A 758-nucleotide genomic window follows, 5' to 3' on the forward strand; every position below is an offset into this window, starting at 1 on the left:
GCATCGCCCGGCATGAACGGGGCCAGGTGCGCCTTGGCCGCGACCGGGCCGACGCCGGGTCCGCCGCCGCCGTGCGGGATGCAGAAGGTCTTGTGCAGGTTCAGGTGCGAGACGTCGCCGCCGAACTTGCCCGGCTGCGCGAGCCCGACGAGCGCGTTCAGGTTGGCCCCGTCTACGTAGACCTGGCCGCCGGCCGCATGGATGGCGTCGCAGACCTCGCGGACGTCGGCGTCGTACACGCCGTGCGTTGACGGGTAGGTGATCATGATTGCCGAGAGAACATCCCGGTGCTGCTCGATCTTGGCGTACAGGTCGGCGTGGTCGATCGTGCCGTCGGCGGCGGTGGCCACCACGACAACCTTCATGCCGGCCAGCACAGCCGAGGCGGCGTTGGTGCCGTGCGCCGAGGCAGGGATCAGGCAGACGTTGCGCTGGTCGTCGCCGCGGGACAGGTGGTAGCCGCGGATGGCCAGCAGCCCGGCGAGCTCACCCTGCGAGCCGGCGTTCGGCTGGATGGAGACCTGGTCGTAGCCGGTGATCTCGGCGAGGTCCGCCTCCAGGCCATCAATCAGTTCCCGCCAGCCTGCGGTCTGGGAATCCGGGGCGAACGGGTGGATCGAGGCGAACTCCGGCCAGGAGATGGCTTCCATCTCGGCGGTGGCGTTCAGCTTCATGGTGCAGGAGCCCAGCGGGATCATGGTGCGGTCCAGCGCCAGGTCGCGGTCGGAGAGCTTGCGGATGTAACGCAGCAGCTGGGT

General features: G+C 69.3%; 1 pseudogene. It reads right to left on the reverse strand.

Annotated features, from left to right (window positions below):
* Nucleotides 1-758, reverse strand: a pseudogene (locus ARGLB_RS18390) (beta-eliminating lyase-related protein); the annotation flags it as partial.

It is taken from the genome of Arthrobacter globiformis NBRC 12137 (assembly GCF_000238915.1).
GTDB classification, from domain to species: Bacteria; Actinomycetota; Actinomycetes; order Actinomycetales; family Micrococcaceae; genus Arthrobacter; species Arthrobacter globiformis.